At 36.6% G+C, this 24,288-nt stretch carries 11 protein-coding genes; 1 reads left to right on the plus strand and 10 read right to left on the minus strand.

Going from position 1 to position 24,288, the window contains the following annotated elements:
- Window positions 1-23: 23 nt before the first annotated feature.
- The 4 genes from CG11_RS06960 to CG11_RS06975 form a co-directional block, all read right to left on the minus strand.
- Entirely contained in the window at window positions 24-2,198 is a 2,175-nt protein-coding gene (locus tag CG11_RS06960) for a peptidylprolyl isomerase (protein ID WP_052594507.1), read from the minus strand.
- Window positions 2,199-2,606: 408 nt separating this feature from the next.
- The gene (locus CG11_RS06965; RefSeq protein ID WP_197043794.1) at window positions 2,607-7,889 is read right to left on the minus strand and encodes a T9SS type A sorting domain-containing protein; all 5,283 of its coding nucleotides are present in this window, start codon (window positions 7,887-7,889) and stop codon (window positions 2,607-2,609) included.
- Between the two features lie 632 nt (window positions 7,890-8,521).
- Entirely contained in the window at window positions 8,522-9,865 is a 1,344-nt protein-coding gene (locus CG11_RS06970) for an efflux RND transporter periplasmic adaptor subunit (RefSeq protein WP_052594511.1), read from the minus strand.
- A 337-nt stretch (window positions 9,866-10,202) separates the two neighbouring features.
- Window positions 10,203-11,549 (minus strand): TolC family protein, encoded by a 1,347-nt coding sequence (locus CG11_RS06975; protein WP_052594513.1) that lies wholly within the window; start codon window positions 11,547-11,549, stop codon window positions 10,203-10,205.
- A 576-nt stretch (window positions 11,550-12,125) separates the two neighbouring features.
- Here CG11_RS06975 and CG11_RS06980 point away from each other — a divergent pair.
- A complete protein-coding gene (locus CG11_RS06980) occupies window positions 12,126-12,572 on the plus strand; it encodes a nucleoside deaminase (protein ID WP_052594515.1) in 447 nt (148 codons plus the stop codon).
- A gap of 74 nt (window positions 12,573-12,646) precedes the next feature.
- On the opposite strand, the gene CG11_RS06985 is transcribed toward CG11_RS06980, so the two are convergent.
- The 6 genes from CG11_RS06985 to CG11_RS07010 form a co-directional block, all read right to left on the minus strand.
- Window positions 12,647-13,714, minus strand: coding sequence for a glucosaminidase domain-containing protein (locus CG11_RS06985; RefSeq protein WP_052594517.1), 1,068 nt, complete (start codon window positions 13,712-13,714; stop codon window positions 12,647-12,649).
- A gap of 42 nt (window positions 13,715-13,756) precedes the next feature.
- On the minus strand, window positions 13,757-14,938 hold the full coding sequence (locus tag CG11_RS06990) for an MFS transporter (RefSeq protein ID WP_052594518.1): 1,182 nt from the start codon (window positions 14,936-14,938) through the stop codon (window positions 13,757-13,759).
- A 2-nt stretch (window positions 14,939-14,940) separates the two neighbouring features.
- Entirely contained in the window at window positions 14,941-15,513 is a 573-nt protein-coding gene (locus CG11_RS06995; RefSeq protein ID WP_052594520.1) for an acyltransferase, read from the minus strand.
- A gap of 109 nt (window positions 15,514-15,622) precedes the next feature.
- Window positions 15,623-16,666 (minus strand): Gfo/Idh/MocA family protein, encoded by a 1,044-nt coding sequence (locus CG11_RS07000; protein ID WP_052594522.1) that lies wholly within the window; start codon window positions 16,664-16,666, stop codon window positions 15,623-15,625.
- 350 nt (window positions 16,667-17,016) lie between these two features.
- On the minus strand, window positions 17,017-22,593 hold the full coding sequence (locus CG11_RS07005; RefSeq protein ID WP_052594524.1) for a PKD domain-containing protein: 5,577 nt from the start codon (window positions 22,591-22,593) through the stop codon (window positions 17,017-17,019).
- 400 nt (window positions 22,594-22,993) lie between these two features.
- Window positions 22,994-24,286, minus strand: coding sequence for a nucleotide sugar dehydrogenase (locus CG11_RS07010; protein WP_052594526.1), 1,293 nt, complete (start codon window positions 24,284-24,286; stop codon window positions 22,994-22,996).
- Window positions 24,287-24,288 lie beyond the last annotated feature (2 nt).

The raw sequence follows: 24,288 nt of genomic DNA on the forward strand, positions 1-24,288 counted from the left end.
TGTTCTAGTGAAGTGAAGCAATTTTAGTTGATACGCTCATCAACTATCTCTGCATTTTCTTTGATATTTTCATATACTCCAGAAGAAACCGCTTGAGAAATACGTCTTGTTACTTTTTCACGAGCAGTTTTTACATTTGCAATTGGAGGTGCCTCATTTCTGCTAGTTACTTGTACAATGTATACTCCTGTTTTACCACCAACAGCACCAGACATTTGACCAACCTCTGTATTAGCAGCCAAACCAGCTACTTTAGGTTCTGTTCCATCTGTCCCTACGTTGGCACTTCCGTACTGAACATTGGTTGCACTTTGTTTGATTACGCCATATGCTCCAGCGATAGCATCCAAAGAAGTTAGAGTACCCAATTTATTTTTAACAACCTCTGTTTTCTTCTTATTACGCAAGATCGTTTCAACATCCGCACGAACTTGAGGATCCTCAATCGTAGCCAAACCTGCATCGACTTTAGAAGACAATCCCATAACAACAAATTTTTCTGTATATCCCAATTCGTCATTATCTACCGCATAAGCACTTCCAGTAACCTCTCCTGCTTTTGTTTCAGGAAGATGTGCCCAAGTAATAATACTAGCAGCAGTAGAATTTTTGCCCAAACCAGAAATTTCATACGCACCTTTTTCCAAACCAGTTGCAGGAGATAAAGTCAAACCTTTTTCTTTAGCTGCCTTTTTCATTTCTTCCAAGGTTCTATTGTTAGCAATGAACTCAACTGCTTCACGTTTTTTGGTCTCTGTAGTTTTGCTTGTAGGAATAATTGCCTCTTCTAATACAGCAATACGAATTCCAACTCTATCGGTCTCATATTTAGTATCTGTAATTTGAATTAAGTGTACTCCAAATTGAGTATAAAGTATTTCTAAGCTATCTTTTTCACCAGTATAGAACATATACTCTTTGAATTGAGGAACAAAGCTAACATCTTTTCCTTGCCATCCCAAATCACCACCTTTAGAGCTAGAACCATCTTGGCTAAATTGCATTGCCAAAGAATCAAATGAAGCCGTAGGATCAGTTTCTAAGACATTTTTGATAGAATCCAATAAGATTCTAGCATTTTGTCCCGCAGTAGGATCTTCTGCACGAATCAAAATGTGGCGTGCTCTTACCGAGTCAGGCAAGTTTTTCTCTTTCACCTTCTTCAACACTTTGTATTTTTGACCTTCAACATAAGGACCAAATACCGTTCCTTCATCAGCTCCAAAAATGGAATCAATCATAGATGCAGGTGCAGGCATTTCTGTTCTAGTATAGAAGTTTGGTGCAAAGTCTCTAGTGTATTGCAAAACAACACTTGAATCCTCTTTGGTTGTTTTCGCATCTCTCAATTCTTGAGCACGCTCTTCCATTGAAGTATAGTAGTACATAGAATCTTCGCTTGTTGGCTTCACATCAAATACAACATACTCGATATTAGCGGTCGCTTTACGCTTGTACTGTCTAGCATGATTAGAAATGTACTCTTTCATTTCTTGCTCAGATACTTCTACCTTGTCTTTGATACTAGTGTAAGGGATACGCACATAATCAAAGTTATATCCTGTTTCTTGAAGTTTGTTCTCCATTTCTACCATCCAAGAAGGTGTGTAAATACCTTTTTCTAAAGCAACAAAGTATTTGTCTTGTAATGCTCTAGTTTTAACGCTTTTCTCCAAAGCCAACCATTCTTTTTGTTGCTCCAACAACTGTTGTTGTTGTTGCTTGTTACCACCTGCTTGTTGCATCAATGCACCTGTATTTTTATACAGTTCAATCATTTGCTTTATTTGAGGTCTATTGATTTGTCTAGTCTTAGGGTCTGCTAGACGGCTTTGAACAACAGGACTTAACAATCTAGGATCTTCACTAAGGAACAAATCTCCCATTTCAGTAGGAGTAACCAACATTCCTGCCTCGTTTGTTTTTTGAGTCAATAACTTTTCTCCAACAATACGCTCCCATACTTGGGCTTGAATTTCTTCTTGAAGATATCCAGCTCCTTTGTAATCAGAAGCATACTCCTGTACCAAGTCGTTAGAAACTTTCTCTCCATTGACGTAACCAACTGTTGCTGAGCGACCAGAAGCAGTATTTGCGCCAGGACTAATGTCCATAAATAGAAATGAAGCGACACCAACAAAAACTAATGCCATCATCACCCAACCAAATCGGTTTCTAATTGTCCCTAATAAAGCCATCTTTTATCTGTATTTTAACCTTGTTTGATGCGCCAGAACTGTTCTGAGCGCCTTTTACGATTCTTTTTAAATATTGGTTTGATTTATTCCTTTTTGTATTAAGTACTCTTTTCCAAAAAGGAAAACGGCACAAAAATACATTTTTTTATGAAAAAAAGCTGAATCTGTCCAATTCATTACGCTTTTTTTTTCTTTTTGTGTAAGGAGTTCATATTTCTCTCTGTTAATTTAATCCATTAAACCCCTATTTTTACCTTCAAACAATCCACAATCTCTTGTCCTAAAATAGCTATGCTTCGTTTCTTAGCAGGTTTATTTCAGGAGCATACCTCAACAAAAACGCTGAGTATTAACAACTAATACTCAGCATTCTAAACCAAAGTAAATTCTATTTCCTACAAATTACTTTTACGATTTTGAAATCGTTAGTTTAATGTTTTTGTGTATAAACGGACTACTTACTTTTACAACATAACTACCACTTGGCAAGTGACTTAAATCCATTTTTATTCTAGAATCATTATCAACCGAGCGATGGTGTACTTTTTGTCCAATGCTATTAAACACCTCTATATCCATTTTTTCTGAACCAACTTTGCCTGTAATGTCAATCCAAACTTTGCCTTGTGACGGATTCGGATAAATAACAACAACTTGCTCTTTAGGCTCTACCACTAATGCCTTAATAGAACTATAACTTATTGTTCCATCAATATCTATAGTTTTAATACGGAAATAGTGGACTCCACTGACCAAGTTAGGTTCGGTATGTGTGTACTCTTTTGTATTATTGCCATTGACAGTAGCAATTTTTTCATAAACCAAACCATTGCTCTTGTTTGACAAAGCTCTTTCTACTTCAAATCGTACATTTTTATTCTGATCCTCTGTTTTCCAAGTCAATAAAGCATCTTGCTCTTCTATTAATTCTGCCTCAAAAATCATAAATTCTACAGGTAATAATAAGGCAGAATAGTTGGTAGCAGATTCCGCACAAATACACTGTGTATTACTAGGACGGATAATCGCTGCTAATCCTGTTCTATTGCTACAAGGATAAGAGCTGTTAACAACAAAATTAGTTGTTTCTTGAATCGTCTGTCCATTAGCGATAGGAGTTGATATCGTGGCATTTCCGATAGAGGCTCCAATAGGATTGCCTGCTCCATCAATACAATAATAACTAACTGCTGTCCCCGCTGGAGCATCTAACCCATTATTGGTAATCTCTTGAGAAACAGTATAAGTTTGAGTCGAGCCTGTACTAAAAGAACGACCAGTCAAATTACTAATCGCCAAATCTGGTTTTTCGACAATAGCCAACTCATCCGCTTCTCCTGTAATAATTTTAACAGGACCACAAGGGGTGCCTAGACAATTTATATTCCCAGCAACAACGTAACTATTGACTTCTAACTCTTCATTGTTAGAACAGAACCCAGTAGATCCCTCTATTCCAAATGTGTAATCCAATGTAGTACCTGATGTGATTCCCGATGGATATGGAAAAACTAGCCTTGGTCTTCCATTAGTGGTATCCAAAGAAATTCCACTAGGACAAGCACTACTACTACAACTATAAGAGCCAGGAACGTATGTGGTTCCTAATGGCAAAAAGACCTCTGTTGTATCATTAGAAGTAGTCGTATCTCCAATAATTGTTGTTTGAATTCGAATTGTTGTCATTGCAGAACAATCTTGTACTCGAATAGGGCTTGGAGACACGGTAGTTCCTGTATATGCGTTATATGGTGCCACAGCTCCATTGATTTCGATCTGATTGGTTTTTACCCTCACTGCATTCCCCACGGCAGGATTTCCACAAGGTTGGCTTCCTCGTACAGAAAAAGACATCGAAGAATTGGGTGAAAAATCACATGTAAATTGTACGTCTAAATAAACAGTAATAAAACGTTCGTTATTAATGGCGGCATTGGCCGTTCCTTTGATACTATTGTTGTTAGCTGCTATCCTCGTATGATTCGAAAGGTTGACATTGGCTAAATTAGCCGCTATTGTTGGTGTTAACACTTCTATATTTCCAGAACCTCTAGGATATTCTACCCCTATTCTCGAAAAAGATACCCCTGTGACTCCTCTTATATCAAGCATTGGATTTCTTAAGTCTGCTAATTGAGCACTGCTTATTTCAATGATATAGGTAGTATCGGTACAAAGATCTTGTGGTGTCACTGGCTGAGTAAGAATATTAACTTGAACTTCTGAGGCACGAGGCTCTAAAAATAGATCAATTGATCTATAACAAGCGCTAGTAATCGACTCATAATCCGAAGGATAAGCTTGACAATCCCATCCATGATTCACTGCCAATACCTGATTCGAACAATTTGTATATGTTGCATAGATTCGATATTCTTGGCACGTATTTCGGTTTAAACCGCCCAACTCTACGATAATCGAGTCGTTGGATTCTGTATAAGCAATTGCGACCTCTGCCCCAGTTGTAATATTATAAATTGCCTCTACCTTAATATCGGCATGAGCAGGGATCGTTAGCCAATTGTAATCTACATCAGCATTACTTGTTGTATTACACAACTCAATATCCCAAGAAACGGTATCTTGTGTACCATTTACGGTTGGGGTCAATGCCTGAAAAGACCAAGTAGGTGGAATAAACCGAAGCGTTGCTGTTCTATAATTCTCTCTATTTCGATGTACAGTAGGGTCTGGATGGTAAGCAAACTCCTTGTAATAATTCCAAGCCTGCATAGTTTGCAGCGTTGGTGTCTCACAGTTCCCCATAATATTGGCTCTAAATGGAGGATAGTACGTTCCTCTTTTATCTCGATCACTATAACCAGTGGTAGGTCTATACATTGTCACAGTATCACCACTAATTCGATTGGGTAATATTGTAAATCCAGGGGCATTGGACCATGAAAATTGCGTCCCAGTATATCTATAATTTGGAATTACAAATTTAACAGAGTCCCAATGAGAAGGCGGTCTATACTCGTTAGGATGATCATCTCCTGTAAATGCGCTGTGTGTAAAGTAAATCAATGGTGTTACTTCGTTACAATGGCTAAACGTATATGTTCCATTGGCGCCCCAACCAAAGCTCACCTTCTCGTACTGCCCAATATCTCCCAAACTATCACAAGCCATTGCCGTACCATTACTCAATAGCGTCGAAAACTTAGCCCTAAATGGGGTAATAGAATGTGGTACCTGTGTTCCAAAATTTTCACCAACTACAAATCGAGCCTTTACTAAAACCGTATCTGTTGTATAGATACTAGAACCAACATCTCCTCCAAATAAATAAGTCGCACCAATAGAATCTTTGTATTTGGACAGATCCATGGTGTATTCATAATTTTGTCCTCCTACACTTGTCAGATTTGCGGGCATTCCATCCAGTACAAAGCTTTGAAACCCTGTTCCAGATGATACATCATTAATCAAAATCTCTCCTCCTACAAACGTAAGAAAATCAGTTCCTCCACTACTTGGTGTTAGGCTTAAATTTAAAAGCAGACTACCTACAGCTGTATCTTTAATAATAGCATTGGCTTGCACCAACATGGTATCGTACGGGTTATAAAATTTTGTTTTATGTATTGCAGGATCTAAAGTAACGAATGCAGTTTTAGTATTGTCGGTATAACCTGGCGTAGTTCGACTGGCATCAAAGGAATAAATGAGCGGTCCGTTACAATTGCTAGGACAATGGGTTAGCATATTGGATAAAGTACCACAATGTACTTCTCTATAAAAACAGGTATCTCCTGGTGTTCCACAAAAGTAATGAGTCGTATAAGGAATATTTAAGACAGCAGGATCGGTATAACTCAAACAATCAAAATTGAGTGAAAAATGCAGTGTGTCGTATACATATCGATCCAATGTATACGTCACTACGTTTCCAGCTTTTGTAATCGTAGGATTGTATGGCAACAATTCACTATCTAGGTTGGCAATTGTGCTAAGCGCATTGGACGTATCCACTCCATTTGGTAGCGTTAAACTAATTGACCACTTTACTTGAGAGCCTGTAAACATAGACTCTCCTCTACACTGATACCCATTGTTATAAAAATGAGGCATAATACCAACAACAAAATCTTGCCCATCAAACACGTCTGATGGTGTTGCTATAAAAGTACTATTGAGGTAGTTTCGAATAATATTGCGGTATCCCAAGTCTCTGCGAACAGGTGTTCTATCTTGCTGACATTGATCTTTAAAAGAAACATCAAAATATTTATGCTCCCAACTTACATAATTATAATAATTGCTAGTTCCACAATTATCTCTAATCGACAACCAATAGTCGAACGATATTTCAAAAGAAGCTCCAGGAGCCAAATCATCATAAAATCCATCATTGTCTAAATCTTCCAAGCCCCCAGGTCCATCAGGATCAAAGGTCAATCGATCTTGAATCAAAAAAGACGCCGTTCCAAAACCAGCATCATTGGCACTATTGTTATAATACGACAAAGCAGAATCGCTAACCGTATTGGTTCCTATCCTAAAGTTGCCCCAGTACCTAGTATCATTCCTATTCGTTCCCCATAACGTATTTACTGCTGATGTTGCCAAAGGACCGTTATTAGCACCTAAACCAAAAACAATAGCCACATCAAATGCAATCGAACCACCTGCTGGATTGGTAGGGCTTGCAGTATTGGTGATTCGAATGGTATGTTCTATCGTATCACACAACTCAGGTGCCGTAGCACCACCAACTTCTACTAAAGAGAGTGCTGGAGCTCCACCGATAAATGTTATTGGTCCCACTTGTGGCGTCGCTGTCTGACAGTATTCTAGATTGGTACACCCCCATCTAGCATGGTGCTTAATTACCACTTCTTCGCAAGCTGTTGTTGAGAATGTTTCGGAAAAAAGAATATCTTCACCGTTTTCAAAGCAATTGTTTCCATTTCCTACTGCGCCGTTAAACGGTGCATTGTTAAGATTAATTGCATAGAATAGTGTATCAGCAGTACTAGTTCCATTAGCTACAGTAGCTATAGGTGTCAATGGATTCGCTCCAAAACTAAGTTGATAATTGCTAACATCTCTACCAACAACTACAAAATGCTGAAATCTTTGAATGCAACTATTTCCTCCTTGACGAACAGTTACGTTTCTAGTTTCTGAGGTATTTAAGGTTGTATTGACATTTTGGATTGCTAAGATACTCAAAGAGGCAAAATCAATGTTATAAACACCATACGTAGTGTCGCTGTCTGCCCCTGTTTCTACGACATTATTGTCTTCGTAAGAAATTGCTATGCTGTCTTTAAAGGCTCTTCCTGCTAATGCATGAGCTACTGAAGGACAAGATGCAATTCGAGATACCGTAAATGTTACTTGGTCTCCCACTCCCCATAAGTTGGCAGGGCTTGCACCATTGTTAATTGCAAAAACTGGATTTCGCAAATCACTAATATTAACTTCTGAAATGGTGTATGCTCCTGCTCCTATATTAACAGAACCTGCTACATAAGAAATGCCAAAAGGCATTGCTAATTGAATCTGAAAATTATTTAAAGTCGATGTTTTTGCTGTAATCGTGTATGTTCCATTAGAAGCACCTTGACAAACTTCTACATCATTACAAGACTGATCAACACGGTAGCCGGAGGTATTTAACTGTCCGTAACTGTTCATTACTCTGAGCAGTAATAGGACAAGAACTAAGGTTGTAAATTTCATATTATATTTAGTATTTAAAATGGGGTAAATATTCATCTCTAAATATCAATTAGAACAATGCTTTTTCTATTGATTATAGAGATATTTGTCTTAGAATCATTAACTTTTAGTATCTATCTTATTCATTTGTTATCAGCTGCTTATTTATATTAATTTTAACACATCCACCTAGTAAAGCATTAAATTTTAACACAATTCACACAACCAACAAAATCATAAACATCTAACTATCAGCAAAATACAGGGCTAAGATTTATATTTTTTCATTCTTTGGTAACAAAAAAACATACAAAACTAACATTCTTTCTCTTAGTAAAAAACAAAAAATGATAGAATAATTGTTAAATTTCTGTACACCACAAAAACACCCCACAAATGTGGTTTGAAAAACTACTAAATTGATGAAACCTTCGATGATATCTAATGTCTAGAGATATTTAACCTAGACTTGGCTAATCATTAATTTTATATTCCATTATAGGAAGTTTTTTTTACCTTCTTACTCCTAAAAGTTAGCCCCTTGTTCTAATGCAATTAAATTGATTATATGATTTAACTCTAGTCAATAAAAAAAGTATCCCTGCAACACAACTGGTCACAGGGATACTTTTTAGCAGATAACGTAGCTATTCCTATTGGCTACTTTTTTTATACAACTCTTTTTCTTCTACTACTTCTATTTTGGTACCGTCCTCTAAAGTCTTAGAAATCGCATCGTAGGGAGCTTTTACCAAAACTTCGCCTTCCTTTAAACCAGATTTAATTTCTATAAAGTTGTCGTTTTGAATACCAGTAGTTACTTGACGCATGGTAACCGAATCTCCCGTTTGAACAAAGACGTACTCTTTAATTTTCTCTTCCTCTTTTGGGGTTGAATTAGGAAGTACAGTTTCTTCCTCTTCTTCTCTAGCTGTTACAGCAGCAACAGGAACCGATAGAATATTAGTTGCTGTGTTTGTTTTTATTTCTGCTGATGCCGACAAACCTGCTCTAAATGGCGAGCGATCTGATTGTGTATCCAAATCCTTATAAGAATCTTCTAACATCAAAATACGCACCTCAAAATTAGTTACCTGATCAGATGTTAGTTGAGCTGTAGAAGTCAATGCATTTAACCCCGTAGCAGTATTGGCTATTTGTGTGACCACCCCCAAAAATTTGCGATCAGGATAAGCATCCAATTCAACATCAGCACTATCACCAATTGCTGTATTTAGGATGTCCCGTTCATTGACATCTACACGTACTTCTACTGTTTTTAAGTTTGCAATTTTAAGAATAGGAGTTCCTGCCATTTGAGCAGTTCCAACTACTTGCTCCCCTTGCTTTTTGTACAATGTAGATACGACACCATTGATTGGCGCATAAATTCTAGTTTGTGACAAATTTTTCTTTTGCTCTTTTACCGTAGCTTCTGCGCTTTTAACGGAGAATTCCGCAGCCAAAATATTTTGCACGGCTGCTTCTATATTCGCTTTTGAGGTATTGAATGTTGCTTCTGCGGCTTCAAATTCTGCTTTAGAAATAACCCCTTCTTGGTACAACTGTTTATTGCGTTCATAAATAATCCGAGTATTCTCAAATTGCGCTTCTAACTGTTTCTTTTGAGCTTTTGCTGCTTCCAATTGAGCTTTAGAACCATCAGTAGCAGCCTCAGCTCGTTCGACAATAGAAACCAGTGCTTCTGGGTCTACTTTTGCCAGCAATTGCCCTTTTTTCACCAAATCCCCTTCTTCTACATATAATTCAATGATTGTTCCAGAGACATTGGATGTTATTTCTAACTCTGTAGCAGGAAAAAGCTTACCGCTAGAATAAACAGTTTCTACAATTGTCCGCTTTTGAGCGGCTTCGACAGCTACTTTTTCTACTTCATCTTTTGAATTTTTCATTCTATAATAAGTAGCAGCTGCAACTATAACAATTAGTATTAATAAAATATACCAGCCTTTCTTGCTCTTTCTTTTTGTTGTCATTGCTTTATAAACTTGCGACCTCACGAAGTACCACGTAGTAGCAACACAGCCAACTAAGCAATTTTACAAAGCAAGCTAATGCGGTTTTCCCACGAAGTAATAATAAAAGGTGTCCCTTATAATAACTCACCTTAGAATTGGCAAACTATTATTTTAAATGTGGTTTATTTAATTTAGTAGTTCGTTGATTTTTTACTTTTTCACCAAAAAAGATAAAAAATCACATTTATATTAGTTTGATAATCAAAATTATAACACAAAACGCAACAAATACACAACTTGTTGATTATCAACTGCGCAGCACTCACGAAGTAAACTAATAAAGTTTTTCAACGAACTATTGTTTAATTGTAATTGCTCGACCTCTATAGTAATCTAAAATCTTCAACTTAAAGAGGTAATCATATTTGGCTTGCAGCACACTAGATTCAGAAGCAATCAATGTATTTTGAACACTTGTCAACTCAAAAGAGTTCACAACTCCCAACTCATATCGTTTGCGCGTATTTTCTACTGACAAACGAGTAGCTGTAACACTCTTTCTTGATACAGCCAAACGTTTTTTTGCTGCCCTAACATCTGTTAGTGCACGTTCTATATTAGATTTTAGAGTTGCTTCTAATTGTGTGGTTGCCAATTCTGCAATTTTAATTCCTAATTCTGCTCTTTGAATGCCGATTCTAGTTCTTAGTCCTTGAAAAATAGGTATAGAGATATTGATTCCTGCATTCGCTGAGGCCGTTATTCCCAATTGAACAAAATAAGGTATACTCTCTTTTGTTACTGGATTTTTGTATGCTGTAGAGTAATTGCTGCCAAAACCTGCATAGTAAGATACGGTTGGCCACAAAGCGCCTTTGGCAATACTCACATTAAGCAGAGCACTTTTTTCTCTCAATTTAGAAGCCAAAATATTAGGTTGACTGTTAATGGCATCTTCGTAAACCTCTTCCAAGGTAGCTTCTTCCAAGGTTTCATCCACATCCAAATCACCAACTATTTCTATCGCAATATTTTTTGCAACATCTACATTCATCAATACTTTCAAATTGACATACGCCAAATCTATATTATTCTGGGCAATAACAATATTTTCTTCGTCTCTTGCCATCTGTGCCTCCAAATCATATTTGCTATTTTCGGCCAAAACACCACCTTCTATTAATTTGATGGTTTGCTCATATTGGGCTTTGGTTACTTTGGCTTGCTCTTCAAAAACACCTTTGCTTTCTTCCGCTAGCAGAATTGCCAAATAAGATTGAGCAACCGATAAGGCCACATCATTTTTGGCTTGTTCTACATCTTTTCCTGCGGCTTCCAAGTCTACCTTACTTTGTTTGATGGTATTTCTAATTTGAAGTCCTTGGAAAATTACTCCATTTATATTAAGGGATAAGCCCGAGTTGAAGTTGGGTATTGTAATCAACTCATTATTGGTCGGGTTGACCGTATTTCCTATATTAACACCGTTTCGATATCCTGCACTAATATTGGGAGCTTGTGCCCAAACTGCTTGTTTTTTTGTCAATTGTGCTTGACTTTGATTTAAAGTTGCTTGTTGAACTTGCAAACTATTTTGAATGGCATAGTTGATACATTTTTCCAATGACCATTTGTCATTGTCTTGAGCATTTACCTGAACCGTTGCCAATAAAAAAAATAGAAAAAGAATTTGCCTACGCATAAATGATATAAAATTGATTGAAAGCAATGCACCTAATTATAGTTCATAATTTTGTTCCATTACTAAGATTATAATATGTATATTCTGTCCTTGACAGACTATCAAATAACTTTCCAAAGTAGCTCTATGATACGTTAAAACCAAAGGGCATCCGTGGTTTTATATTATTATTTCTTCATGCGTTCTTTTTCTCTTTGCCAACCTTACTTCAATTTTTTTGCATGACGCGAATCAATAAATTAAAACAACTTACATGAATCTAAAATATTTAGTTCAAAAATACCGTATATTTAACGTTCTAATAGGTAATTACCAAGAACAGGTAAAAGCCATTTTGACGATGATTTGTTTTGTTAAGTAGGTGGTCAGAAAAAATAATAGCAAAAAATGGGATTATTTTTTTGCTAATCCAAGAAGAAAAAGGAAAGCTTAGCGAGCTAAGACAAGTTTTTCTGATAAAGAGTAGCGCAAAAAGAAGGCTGTTTTACTTGTTATTTTTTTTGAACGATTACTTAAAATTATTTAGAAACATACAACGATAAATAGACTCATTTTTTAAGAAAGAACCAAGATACAATGTTTTCTGTTTTCTCGCACGAATATTATATGAAAGAAGCGTTAAAAGAAGCCGAAAAGGCCGCAAGTCTCGACGAAATTCCTGTTGGGGCTGTTGTCGTTTGTAATCAACAGATTATTGCTCGTGCACACAATTGGACAGAACACTTAACAGATGTGACAGCACATGCAGAGATATTAGCAATTTCTGCTGCTAGTAAATACCTAGGCAATAAGTACCTCCAGCAATGTCGCTTGTATGTAACCTTAGAACCTTGTGTCATGTGTACAGGTGCTTTGGCATGGACTCAATTAGGCGAGCTTATCATTGGTGCCAGCGATAGCAAAAGGGGCTATCGAAGACTAGCTCCCCAAGCATTGCATCCAAAAACAAAAGTATCTACTGGTATCTTAGCAGAAGAATGCGCTACTATTATAACCAACTTTTTTCGAAAAAAGCGATCGTAAGTAATAAAAAATGCTGAACATTCTAGTCAAATATTCAGCATCTTTAATTTCTATGTATTGTATGGCAAACGAGACTATCGCTTTTGTTTTTTAAGAAAAATCTGCACACCGGGTCTAGGAGCTTGATGGCGGTATACTTTATTATATTTTAATAACTTTCGAAGTTTTATACCGTATAACTGAGCTATATCATACATACTTTGTCCTTTGTTTACAATATGTATATTACTAGATTTTTTGGTATCTGAATGTTGATAATAATTGCGTTTTTTATCTAAGAATATATATTGTCCAACCTTTAGTTCTCTGCCTTTTAATTCATTGTAACAATACAGTTTTTTAGCATTTTTTCGATAACGATCCGCAATGCTTTGCAAATCATCACCAGGTTGAACATAAACGGCATCAATATCATTTACACGGAATTGATACAATGTCAACACCATATCGACGCTATCTAGTACGGAGCTGAATGGGTCTGGAATACGTGTGGTCGTTGTGGTCGTATCTTCTGCATTCAAATCAACTTCTGGTCCTGTTTTGGGGAAAATATTCGCCAATTCATCCTCCGTCAGTGCTAGCACCTCTACCGTCAAATAATCTAGTTTGTACAACTCCAATCGCTCTATGATAGCAATCAAGTTTTTAGAATATGTTTTTGAGGTAGCATAGCCTGATTTTTGCAAACCTTTTGCCCATCCTTTATAATCGTGTTTTTCTAATTCAAACAAAACACCATATCGAAAAGCTTTCTTGGGGTTTAACAAAAACTCGCTGTGTGCAATATAAGACTCTTCGGCACTTTCGTAAACTCGAAAACAAGATTTCACAACTTCGTCATCCCACACATAATGTGTGGCACCTTGCCAAACTTCGCCCCCACATTTGATTCCAAAATGATTGTTGGCCACATTGGCTAGTTCACTCTCTCCAACACCCGACTCTAAGATACCTTGTGCCATTTTAATACTGGCAGGAATTCCAGTTCGGTCCATTTCTGCTACTGCAATATGTTTGTATTTTTCAACATAAAAACGTGCTTTGACATCATCTATAAAAAAATCTTCTGAGCACGGTTTTGCTAATAATTGAGTTATTTGTAGGCAAAAAATTCCTATCCAAATCAATAAAATACGCTGCATGTTCTTATCTTTTTAGAGGTTAAATACGCTATATCCTAAGGTCTATTCCTGCAAAACTAAAGAATAAAATCCAATTGCGACAATCGTTGCTAAACCAATTATCACGCCTATTAATAAAAATGTCTCTAAAATCGTATAAATATCTGCCACCCACCCTAGAATAGGAGCTGATATAGCATACAGTACTCGAACGCTAAATCCTCGAATAGACAACACGGTTGCTCGCATATCAGGAGGAGCATGTTGATTGATTAAATTTAAAAAAGTAGGCGTAGCCAAACCTCTCAAAGCATACATAACAAACATAGCCAACAATCCCAACCATAAAAAAGCACCTCCATATCCTCCCAACACACTATATCCAATCGCAAAGCCAAATAGAATGACAAATATTAATTGTTTGGAAGATAGCAACTTACTACCATGATGTGCATTTAAAGCAAACAAAGCAACCGTCATATTCAAGGCAGCCCACAAGTAACCAATGTTATTTTCTTCTATTTTTTTATAATCAAAATAAGGTTGTGCAAACCAAGCTAATAACAAGGAGGCTAAGCCAAAAATAGAGGCTAAAAAAATAAAAAATCGCAATTGTTTATTTTTCAGAAAAGTATAGTGCAAAATATAGCGCATTTGTTCCCAATTACCTCGATCATGCTCTTTGTGTATCGGAGGTTCTACCAAAGAAAAAGCGGTTATTACTCCTAAAAAACTAATCCCTACCTGAACATACATCGGATAACGTAATCCATACGTATATGCCAGCCAACCTCCAATAATAGCGGCTACTGCTTCTGAAAATGTTCCAATAGCGTACGTTCGTCCCTCCCATTTGAGATAATCTCCTTTTCGATTCAAAACATGCAAAGAGTCATATAACAAGGCAGAATCTGTTCCTGATATAAAACTAGCTCCTAAGCCTCCAATAATTGCCCCCAAACCTAAACTCCAAAAATCGTACGACAAGCTATATGCAGTAAATTGAGCCGTCATAAATAATGTTCCTAATATAATAGAATTCTTGCGTCCTAGTCGATCTGAAAAGTACCCTGAAGGAATTTCAAAAAAGGCAACAGAGATCGAATAAATGGCATTGACAAGCATTACATCTCGCAAACTCAAACCATTGGACTGTAAGAATAATACCACGATTGGCATATAAACCATAAACCACTTGGACATTTTAATTACATACAATTTCCATATATTCCCTGCAATATTCATCTTTATTGAATTCTTGTCACCAAATCATCTTTTAATGCATATATCTGATCGCTTTCTGGACAAATGGCTTGCCCCTTCTCATTAAAATTCAAACGATGTCCATATTCACTCACCCATCCAATTTGTTTCGAAGGATTCCCCACCACCAAAGCATAAGGGAGGACGTCCTTTGTGACTACAGTTCCCGCACCTATCAAAGCATAAGCCCCGATTGTATTGCCACAGACAATGGTCGCATTAGCTCCAATAGAGGCTCCTTTTTGTACAACAGTAGGGCTATATTGACCTCTGCGCACTACAGCCGATCTAGGATTGATAACATTAGTAAAAACCATAGATGGTCCTAAAAATACATCATCTTCGCAAGTCACGCCAGTATAAATAGAGACATTATTTTGAACTTTTACATTGTTGCCCAACTGAACTTTGGGAGATACAACTACATTTTGCCCAATATTACAAGATTCTCCAATAACGCTATTGGGCATGATATGGCTAAAGTGCCAAATTTTAGTTCCAGCACCAATGATACATCCTTCATCTATAACCGCAGTTTCGTGTGCATAATAACTCATCTGTCTTATTTTTTAGTTATCCACTATTCAGTTTTTTTTGCCATCAAACGCAGTACAAAAAGAAATACAGTTCACTTCGTGAGTGCTTTGTTTTTAGCTAGCTGAACGGTTACTTATTATTGCTTTTAAGCTTGTAAATATTTTCAATAATCTCTACAACTTTCAATCCTTCTAAAGCATTCGTTGTAATTGGTTTCTTTTCTTTGATGACATCAATCACATTCTGGATCACATAACCGTGATTAGCCGCAGAACCTTTGTAAGCCCCATAATCATTGGCAGGATTAGATGCTGCTAAAGTGGGCATGGTATAATCTTTAATATGGCAGTACTCGACCTCATTCATATACTGCCCTCCAATTTTTAAAGAACCTTCACTCCCTATGATTGTTAGGCTGCTCTCTAAATTTTTGTCATATATCGCTGTAGAATAGTTAATACAGCCCATCCCACCTTTTACAAAGTCAAACTGAACCACTCCAGAGTCTTCAAACTCAGTAGAGTGCTGATGGGAAAAGTTATGAAACATAGCCTGTATATTTTTGATATCGCCAAATAGCCAATACAGAATATCTACAAAATGCGAAAATTGCGTAAACAAGGGTCCTCCATCCGATTCTAACCGACCTTTCCAAGTATGTTGCTGACCATTTTTATAATAATAACGATCATCTCTATTCCAGTAACAATTTATTTGTACCATAAAAATTTGCCCCAATCTCTGCTGATCAATCATCTCTTTGACCCAAATAGACGGAGGCGAATAACGATTTTGCATAACACAAAAAACATGGCGATTGACTTGCAGCGATTTAAAAATCACAGCTTCACAAGCTTCCTTGCTGAGTCCCATTGGTTTTTCGCAAACAACATGCTTGTGAGCTCCCAAAGCCAGAATTGCTTGCTCTGCATGCACTCCATTTGGCGTACAAATACAAACTACATCAATCTCTAAATCAGCAGCCAACAAAGCCTCTATGGAATTATAAAAGGGAACATCAAAGTCTTCTATGTTTAAGAATTTTGGATGTTCTATATCACAAAGTGCGACTAAGTTTGCCTCTTGATTTTTTTCAATCATAGCTGCATGCCGTTTGCCAATATGTCCAGCACCAACAATTGCAAATTGTACTTTTTTTGTTTGAACTTCCATGTACCAATCAATTATTTCTCAACAAAACTATTTAAAAATCAATTATTCATAACCTACTAAAAACACAGATTAAGAAACTACCAAGTAGAGGTGTGCCTGAAGTTGCCAAGTATAAGACTATAATCTATGTCCTAACGTTGTAATTCGATTCCTTATCTACTAATTTTTTAGTAAAAACAGAGAAAGCGATACCATTTCTTAATATCATACCAGCTCACGAGGCTATCAATATCCTTTTAGCAGCCTACAGGGTACTAAATTTAGCAAATCAATTGGGCTTAAAGATAGAAAAAGCTGTGATGTAAACGGAGACACCACAGCTTTAATTCTTTTATTTTCTAGACGAAGACTTATTCCCGAAGAATAAGCACACGATGTGTTTGACTCTGTTTTGGATTTAACAACCGTAAGAAATAAACTCCTGTAGGCAAGTCTTCCACTTGAATTTTCCAATTTGTCTGAGTAGATAATGGCAATTCTTGTGTATGGACTATTCGACCATTCAAATCGTAAAGTTGCACTTCTGTTTTTTCCTGAAGAGGCTCAGATAACTGCAATAAAAATGTTCCAGAGTTTGGATTCGGTATAATGTCCAAATCAATTCCATTGAGCGAGGAAGCTATTGTATTAATGGCAACAGTACAAACACTATCTGGGACATCAACTGGAACTCTCAAAGTATCGGTATCAGAGCCACAAGCATCGGTCACTGTCAAGCGAATAATATAACAACCTGAATCTGTATATGTATGAAATGGATTTGGAATTTGATAGGTTGTTCCATCTCCCATTTCCCAGAAATAGTCTACTGCTTGATTGGTTCCTGTTGACATATTATTCATCAATACGGTGCGACCACTCTTAGTAACAGAAAAGGCTGCTTTAGGTGCTGTATCTATTGTCACCGATACAAAATCTGTCCCTGCACAGCCCAGTGGATGAGTTACTGTAACAGCATAAATTCCTGCGGTATTGACAATGATTGTCTGTGATATTTCCCCCGTATTCCATAAATACGTCATTCCTTGCCCACCATATCCTGCATCTAATGTATCTGTATAACAAGCAGATACAAAGTTACCTAAATTAGGTGCTGGAGGGCTTATGATCTGCGATATATAGGCTGTATCTACCAACATACATCCTTCACCTGTAGTTACAGTCACAGCATATATTCCAGTACTTGGAATTGTAATAACATCCGTCGTATCTCCTGTATTCCAAGAGAAAGAAGCATTGTTCAGACTGTAGTTGGTACTTAACTGAAAATCACAGGCTGCATTTCCTAAAGGCAATCCTACGGGCATGGGTTGTGTGATTATTACAGTATCTATTACGGTACACAGCGCCCCATCTGTTATCGTCAACGTATAAGTTCCAGCATTGTTAAATGTAGTAACACCTGAGGTTGAACCATTACTCCAATTATAAGAAACTATATTCGGATGGCTGGCATCTATGGTCACAGAATCACAAGTGTAAATTGAATCAGGTATATCTACTGGCATACTAACATTAACCGTAAATGTATCTCCAACAGAATGGCAATCAGGATAAGCATAACTAAAGTGCCAATCAAAGAAATAACTATAGTCGCTGAAAATTGTTCCCATCAACGTAGCAATATTAGCACTAGAAGAAGGGGCTGTGATTGGGCTGCGATCAACGAGGAATAAGCTATTGATACTAGAAAAACTTAGTTGGTAATTCTCCCCTGGTGGAATTAAAAAATTCAAAGGAATAAATACTTTTTCTTTAGCTTTTGTAACAGTATAACTAACCGTATTAATTGTATTTCCAGAGGAGTCCATTAGGACAACATTAGCAACAGCTGGCGCTGTTTCTACATAAATCGCAACAGAATCTAGAACTGCATATTCATGAACATCAAAGCGATTGGCAATAATAAAATTCAAATACGCACTTGACTCGTTAGGGTTATCATAGGCTTGTTTTCCTATTCGAGTAGTTGCCTTTGGAGCTACATCTATCCAAAAATCGGTTGTATCTCCTACATAAACATTATAAGGTGCTGTTAGGTAAGAAACAGTGTTCAAATCACTAGAGTCATACCAAACTACAATACCATCTGAAGTAGGTACTGAAAGTGCTATATCTTGTGGTGCACATATATCTAAATCACTAACTACTGACGCATTCGGAGTTGATAAAAACTGTACGTAAATATCTTTTACCGACGAACAGACACCATCATTGGTTACCGTTACCCGATAATATCCTGAAGAATTAACGGCTAACGTATCACTAGAACTTCCTCCACTCCAAGCATAAGTATAGGCTGGGTTATTGTTCTGTATAGGATCTAAAGTAATACTTCCCAATGTACATGTTGCCGTATCTGCTGTCAGTGTAATGGAAGGAGATGGAGGAACAGTTATATTAATCGGTAAACGATTCGTTGCACAAGATGGCGTCGAAATTTTCCAATTAAAGAAATATACATATTGAGAAGCCAAGGGAACAGAACCAGTGAAGGTAATTTCCGAAGCGTTTGCATTGAGTTGCGCTAAATTGGTGTAAGGAGAAAGGAATAAAATCCTTCCTGCCGATTTGTTGCTTAATTCTATAGAATAACTTCCATTTTCTAGCAAGGTATCTATTTGAACCACATTCTCTCCTGCATTCGTCAAGCTGAGTTGTTGAGTATAATATGGGAATCCTGTTTTGTAAATTGTCAATGTTGCTGTAGTTACCGTATCAACATAAATAGCAACAGAATTCAATAATATAGGGGAATTAACTGTAAAGGTCATTCCTCTCGTAGGATAAGCACTTAACTGGGGTGTTCCCCATACATTAAGGTTCGAATTAGGGTTGTATTGTTCTCCTAAAGGTTCTGATTTTGGAATAAATCCAATCCCTTCTACCCATAAAGTAGTCGTGTCTTGCAGATTAACAACTACAGAATCGCCCAAAGCAAATGGAGTAGCACTTGTTTCTGAGCTGTACCAAGCATAATAGGCTGCATTACCAGTAGCATAGAAGGTCATATTCCCTTGACAAACAGTGGTGTCATTCGGAGGAATAATCAAACTCGGTGGCTCGACAATAAATACATTCATACTATCTTCGTCAGTACATATGCCAATTGAGCCTTCTAAAGTAATTGTAGTGGTGCTATCCAAAATAATCGAGGAGGTTGTTTCTCCTGTACTCCATTGATACGATTGTAATCCTAAAGAACTTGCATCTAAAACTAACGTATCACCACAAATAATACTATCTGTTGGAAAATCAATATTCGGTGTTGGCAATACTTCTACAACACTTGGTATACGATCTGTTGGACAACTAAGTCCTTGAACATTCCAGTTGTAAAAATATTGATAGACAGAAGAGAATGGAATACCTGATTTTATAGTTAAAAAATCTCCATTAAGAGGAAAGCCTGTGTATGGAAATTCTGATAAAATAGGAATCGTGTTATAATCTGTTAACATCAATTTGTAATCGACTCCTACTGGAATTGTAAAACCAAGTGAAATTATATTCTTGCCTAAATTGGTCAATACAATAGGTTGAGTATAAAGAACTACATTATTGGCATCCCACAACTCAATAGTTCCAATAAAGGAAGTTTGATTAATGTACATTGTCACCTCCTTTAACAATATATCTTCTTGAACATCAAATAATAATCCTCTTGCTTCTATAGGATAAAAATAATCCGTTCTTGCAGCAACAAAGGTATCCACTAAACCTTGCGTATATGTTTTGCTAGAAAAATTTTGTCCTGTGCACCATATTGTATCTGAGACTTGAGCATCATACATAAATAAACTTCCATTTCCTAAGTAATTTCCTCCTATAGGTTCTGTATACCATTTTATGACATCTGCCCCTGTTGCTAATCTAGGAATTTCTCCAGCACAAGTTGACGTATCAGAAGAGATAAGGTTAACAATTGGTTCTGGTGCAAGAAATACATTAATAGAGTCAAAATCAAAACAAGTTCCAATCGAAGCTGTTACTTTATATTGCCCTTCCTGTGTTATGACAATAGTGCTAGTGGTAACACCTGTATTTCCCCAGTTATAAGAAGCTCCATTGTTAAATACATCTAAGATTAAAGTATCATTACATACAATGGTGTCTAATGGTATATTTACTACGGGAGTTGGTAATTCGTTTATTAATACAGAATCTAAACCTGAAGTACAATCTCCCAATCTTGATATCTGCCAAGCATAAAAATACGCATAGACGTTCACAAATGGTGTCCCTGATAATAACTCTATAAATGGATAATTCTGCAAACTCCAGTTCACAGGATTGTTAAACTGAAAATCTCCATTTTGAATATCTACCATCAACAAACTATAATTTGTTCCTGTTGGAATTATAAAGTCTAAAGTCACCTCATAAAAACCTACTTGCCCTGAAGGTGGAATATACCGTCTGGCTAACGTATCTCCTACAGAACTTATTAACAATATTGTTCCACTTGTTGTACTTGAATTGGTATTTAGATATACGCTATTTAGCACAATTGGCTCTAATACATTAAATAACAAACCTCTATCTACATTCACAAAGCCTGTTGCTGTTGTTGTTGTTGGCAAACCTATCCTAGTAGAATATGGCGTATAATGACTTGCCTCATACCACACCATACTAGTATCTTCTACATTGTATAGTAATGTATCTCCTATGTGTATAATATCCCCTAAGCTATCCCTCCAATGAATAATACCTTCACTTGACTGAGCAATTAAATTATGTTCTCCTTTACATACACTTGTATCTGATGGTTGTTTGGTAAATACTGGTCTATTCAGTACTACTAATTCCAAACTATCAGACACAGGACAATTCCCATTAGAACTTACTGTTACCTTGTACAGTCCTGTCGTGTCCCCTATTATCGTAGAACTTATTGAGCCTGTATGCCATACATAATCAAAAGAACCACCTACATTTGTCGCATCTAATACTATGCTACTCCCACATAGAATTGTATCTGCTCCCAAATCTACTAAAGGAGTTGGTAATTCGTTTATTAATACAGAATCTAAACCTGAAGTACAATCTCCCAATCTTGATATCTGCCAAGCATAAAAATACGCATAGACTCTATTAAATGGTACCCCAGCATTTAAATTCATAAAAGAATAATTAAAAGGATTCCAATTATTAATACCTCCGTTGAACTGAGCTAAACCACCAGTTATATTACTCATTTGTAAAACATACCCTGTTCCTGGAACAATTAAAAAATTTAACGGCACTACTACAAAACCAGATATTCCAGGCATAAAGTTTTTACTAGCTATTGTATCCCCTAAGGGAGATAATAAATGTATATTTCCTGAAAATAAAGCATTATCAACATTAATCGATACGCTATTTAAAAGAATAGTTTCAAATACATCAAACGAGATTCCCCTATCTACATCTACAAAACCTGTTGCACTAGTGCTTGTTGGAAATCCTACTGTAACAGACTGTGGTTCATATTGTCTAGCTTGATAATAAAGCTTACTTGTATCTTGTACATCGTATAAAAGCGTGTCTCCATATCCTAAAACATTTCCCATACTATCCCGCCATTCTATCAAACCAGCAGAACTTGAAGCTTCTAAGCGATACAGCCCTCGACAAACTGAAGTATCATTAGGCTGCGTTATAAAATTAGGTGGTGCAACCAAAATCACCTCAATACTATCACGAGTAGTTCCCGACACATCTGTTACATCTACCCAATACGTTCCAGAGGCAGTAGCCGTTAAATTTTGTGTGGTTGCTCCTGTGTTCCACAAAAATGTAGCACCTGTATTTCCAGCATCTAACATCAAGCTATTGCCACAAACCGTTGTGTCTGGTCCTAAATTAACAATGGGTTGTGCCTGAATTAGGCAAGAACAGAAAAGAAAAAATACTAAATAGAACCAAGTAGCCGTCTTCATATACTTTTGTTTAGTAGCTGAATTTGCTATAAAATCTATATCAGACGCCCTGTCCTATTTCCACAACAACATACTTGGGAGAGTGGTACTTTATTAATAGAATTTCTTTATAGCCTAAATCAACTATTGTTCACTGATGGGAATTCCTTTTGTTAGTTAACAATATATTGTTTATAATTTGCTAGTTACGAAGACACACAAATGGTTTTGTCCCATGGTTCCTCATATTGTTTTAGCAAATAGTTACTCTTTAGAAGAGCATACACAATTCAAGCTCTTTACCTAGTATATTTATTAGGTAAAGAGCTTAAATCATTCATTCATTGATATAGTAAAGATACTCTATATTAAACAGATTTGCAAAAAGAAAGTTGGTTCTATTGTCCTCTTTTGGTGAGTTTTACAAGCTCCAAACAATAAAGTCTTTGGTTACCTCTGCCAAATACAAGTTTTTCAAATCTATTAATATAGGTTGGTTGGCACTTATAGACTTAAAATAATCAGCATTCAACGCTTTGTATTCATCATGTGCTACAGCAACAATAACGGCTTCGTATTTCTTATTGGGGCTATCTATTAAAGAAAAACCATACTCGTGTTCTACTTCTTCAGAAGAAGCATGTGGATCTACAACATCTACATTTACAGAAAAATCTTTCAGAGCATAAACTACGTCCGCCACTTTAGAATTTCGGATATCAGAAACATTTTCTTTGAACGTCACTCCCATTACTAAAATATTGGCAGTATTCAATGTTTTTCCCTCTTGTAGTAACAATTGTACTAGTTTTGTTGCCACATGATTAGACATATTGTCATTGATACGTCGACCACTTAATATAACCTGAGGATTATAACCTAGTTCCTGTGCTTTAAACGTCAAGTAATAAGGATCTACACCAATGCAGTGTCCACCAACCAAACCTGGATAAAAATTCAAGAAATTCCATTTGGTTCCTGCTGCTTTCAGAACATCCATTGTAGGAATATTCATTTTATCAAAAATAATAGAAAGCTCATTCATGAGAGCAATGTTCAAATCTCTCTGTGTATTTTCAATCACCTTAGCAGCCTCAGCTACTTTGATACTAGCAGCTCGATGCACCCCAGCATCAATGATCAATTCATATACTTTTGCAATTTCTTCCAATGACTCATCATCGCTTCCCGAAACTACTTTCACAATTTTTTCGATGGTTCGTTCCTTATCTCCTGGATTGATACGCTCTGGTGAATAGCCAATTTTGAAATCTGCTCCTAATTTAAGACCAGAGAGTTCTTCTAAGATTGGCAAGCAATCTTCTTCTGTACACCCAGGATAAACAGTTGATTCAAATACAACATAATCTCCTTTCTTAAGCACCTGACCAACGGTATTAGAAGCCCCTAACAGAGGTTTTAGATTTGGTGTTCTAGAAGCATCAATAGGTGTAGGAACAGCTACTACAAAGAAATTAGCAGCTCTTAAATCTTCAATATTTGCTGTAAATTCAATATCACAACCATCAAAAGCAGCCGCATCCAACTCTTTAGAAGGGTCTACCTTCTGTTTCATCATCTCCACACGTTCTGCATTGATATCAAAACCAATAACAGATATTTTTTTAGCAAATGCTAATGCGATTGGTAATCCAACATATCCCAATCCGATAACGGCTATTTTCTTTTCTTTATTTACAAGCTGTTGATACATCT

The organism is Aureispira sp. CCB-QB1, from assembly GCF_000724545.1.
Classification (GTDB): domain Bacteria; phylum Bacteroidota; class Bacteroidia; order Chitinophagales; family Saprospiraceae; genus Aureispira.